The following is a 2503-nucleotide window of genomic DNA, read 5'->3' as shown; positions in this document are numbered from 1 at the left end:
TAAACTTTTTTAAACTTTAATCTCTTCTTCTTTTTATATAAACCATTTATATAAACTATTTGTATCTTTTTATATAAATTAATTTTTTGATAGAATTTGGTACAAATTAGCTTAAATATTAATAATATAAACTATGCAAGTGAATTACTGGGGGTGACATCATGGCAAAAATAGTAGAAGTGAATGATTTGACTAAGACGTTTTATACTAAAGACGGTGAAATGCGCGTACTAGACCACATTAACTTTTATGTTGAAGAGGGCGAGATATTTTCACTGTTGGGACCGTCTGGTAGTGGTAAATCTACTATTTTAAACATTTTGACAAAATTATTAGAACCAACTGAGGGCGACGTGGTCATTAATGGAACAATCGGATATATGTTTCAACGTGACCATTTATTAGACTGGAGAACTATAATGGATAATATAACTATAGGGCTTGAAATTTTAAAAAGAAAGGATAAAGCTTCGCTTGATAGAATTGAGAGACTTTTAAAAACGTACGGACTTTGGGATTTTAAGGATATGTATCCAAAAGAACTATCAGGAGGGATGAGACAGAGGGTAGCGCTAATAAGAACTTTGTCAGTAGACCCTGATATACTTTTGTTGGATGAACCTTTCTCTGCTCTTGATTATCAGACGAGACTTATGGTAAATGACGATATTTACAAAATTATAAAAAATGAACACAAGACAGCTTTGCTTGTAACTCACGATATAAGTGAGGCGATTGCAATGTCTGATAGAATTGCTGTGCTTTCTAAAAGACCTGCAACAATTAAATGTGAGCATGAAATAAACTTCGGCAATATGGAAAATGAAAAAACTCCGTTTAATTGTAGAAAGGAACCTGTATTTCAACAATATTTTGATATTCTTTGGAAGGAGATAGATAATAATGACATTGGGTAAATTTAAAAAGAATAAGCAAGCTTCTAAAATGTCATCTACAGCTAACGATGTTTCAAGTGTAGAAAAAAAAGAAATGTCTGTAGGATATCAAAATTATTTGAGAAGTATTAAAGTAGAAAAAATAAAAGTACTTATTATGCAACTTGTTTTATTAGTGGCGATTTTAGTATTATGGGAAGTTCTTGCAAATAAAGGTGTTATAAGTACATTTTTATTTAGTAAACCATCCGAAATATACGACTTGTTTATGAGATATATGGAAAACGGAAAACTTTGGATACATGTAAAGACTTCTGTGTATGAGACGATGCTTGGGCTTATAATCGGTACAGTTGGCGGTGTATTAGTTGCGATACTACTTTGGGCATCTCCTAGACTTTCAAAAGTCTTAGATCCATTTTTAGTAGTATTAAATGCACTTCCTAAAACAGCTTTAGCACCTATTGTAATCGTTTGGGTAGGGGCTAATATAAAAGGTATAGTTGTGACAGCAATATTGATTTCTATCGTTGTTACAATATTATCTGCATATAATTATTTTATAAATGTTGATGAAGAGAAAATCAAAATGTTGAAGAGTTTTAAAGCCACTAAGCTTCAAATATTATTTAAATTAATATTGCCTGCTAATATTGGGAACTTAATAAATATTGTTAAAATCAATATAGGTATGGCTTGGGTCGGAGTAATCGTAGGAGAATTCTTAGTTTCTAGAAACGGAATCGGCTATCTGATTGTATATGGTAGCCAAGTATTTAAACTTGACATAGTTATGATGGGCGTGTTCGTACTTGCCGTTTGCGCTTGGGTAATGTATGAAATTGTGAATATAATTGAAAAATTATATAAGAATTATAGATAATGGAATTTAGATGATTTTAAAGCTAACGCTTATAGGGGCTGTGTATAAGATTTATACATGGCCTTTTATAATGCCTATTTTGTATTTTTCTGAGATAATATTTATTTTTTATATAAATTAAATTACATAATATATAAATAAACTATTATTAACTTAAGTATTTTAATATGCATCTAGAATTGAAATTAAAAATAAGGGGATATTTGGGGGATAATTATGATTAATAAAGTTGATGAAGGTGTATTAATAGATTTATGTGAGCAGTTTAATAAAGTTATATTAGAAGTTTTGGGGTTTTATGGTGAGTTTAGATATAGAGAGGGCGAAAGTGATGATTATTATATTATAAGTAATAAAATTAAAGCTTCTAAAGAGAAGAGATTTGATTTAAATATGAGGCTTTATAAAAATAAAGAAAAAAATGAGTTTTTATATGTATATATATTGTGGTTTTCTGTCAATCCTAAAAAGGTCGGGCTAGGTAGTATTATAATAAACGAAATTATAGAGGTTTTAAAAGCTTGTACTAATTTAGAATTTTTAGTGCTTCATCCTGATGATAATGAAGTTAAATATTTTTGGATGAAAAATAATTTTATGATAAGCGATGGGAAAATAGAAAATAGAATAAATATAAATACTAGAAGAATTCTTATATATAATGTATATTAGATTTAATGTATAAATATATAAAGATTTATAGGAATATTAATAGAGCATTATG

3 protein-coding genes are annotated in these 2503 nt (G+C 28.7%); all 3 read left to right on the top strand.

Annotation, left to right across the window (positions count from 1 at the left end):
* The first annotated feature begins 161 nt into the window (after nucleotides 1-161).
* A complete protein-coding gene (locus tag I4U58_RS13530; protein WP_195931858.1) occupies nucleotides 162-917 on the top strand; it encodes an ABC transporter ATP-binding protein in 756 nt (251 codons plus the stop codon).
* Between the two features lie 73 nt (nucleotides 918-990).
* Nucleotides 991-1779, top strand: a complete 789-nt coding sequence (locus I4U58_RS13525; protein WP_279325566.1) for an ABC transporter permease — start codon at nucleotides 991-993, stop codon at nucleotides 1777-1779.
* A 216-nt stretch (nucleotides 1780-1995) separates the two neighbouring features.
* Nucleotides 1996-2451 carry a hypothetical protein gene (locus tag I4U58_RS13520; protein ID WP_195931857.1) on the top strand — a complete coding sequence of 152 codons (456 nt, stop codon included), beginning with the start codon at nucleotides 1996-1998 and terminating at the stop codon, nucleotides 2449-2451.
* The last annotated feature ends 52 nt before the right edge of the window (nucleotides 2452-2503 follow it).

It is taken from the genome of Clostridium sp. 1001270J_160509_D11, assembly GCF_015667935.1.
Taxonomy (GTDB): Bacteria; Bacillota; Clostridia; order Peptostreptococcales; family Peptostreptococcaceae; genus Intestinibacter.
The sequence above is the reverse complement of the archived record's forward strand: the minus strand, read 5'-3'. Positions and strand labels throughout refer to the sequence as shown.

Excerpts from the sequence above, each read along its gene's own strand:
- I4U58_RS13530 (WP_195931858.1), top strand. The coding sequence starts at position 162 with ATGGCAAAAATAGTAGAAGTGAATGATTTGACTAAGACGTTTTATACT.
- I4U58_RS13525 (WP_279325566.1), top strand. The coding sequence starts at position 991 with ATGTCTGTAGGATATCAAAATTATTTGAGAAGTATTAAAGTAGAAAAA.
- I4U58_RS13520 (WP_195931857.1), top strand. The coding sequence starts at position 1,996 with ATGATTAATAAAGTTGATGAAGGTGTATTAATAGATTTATGTGAGCAG.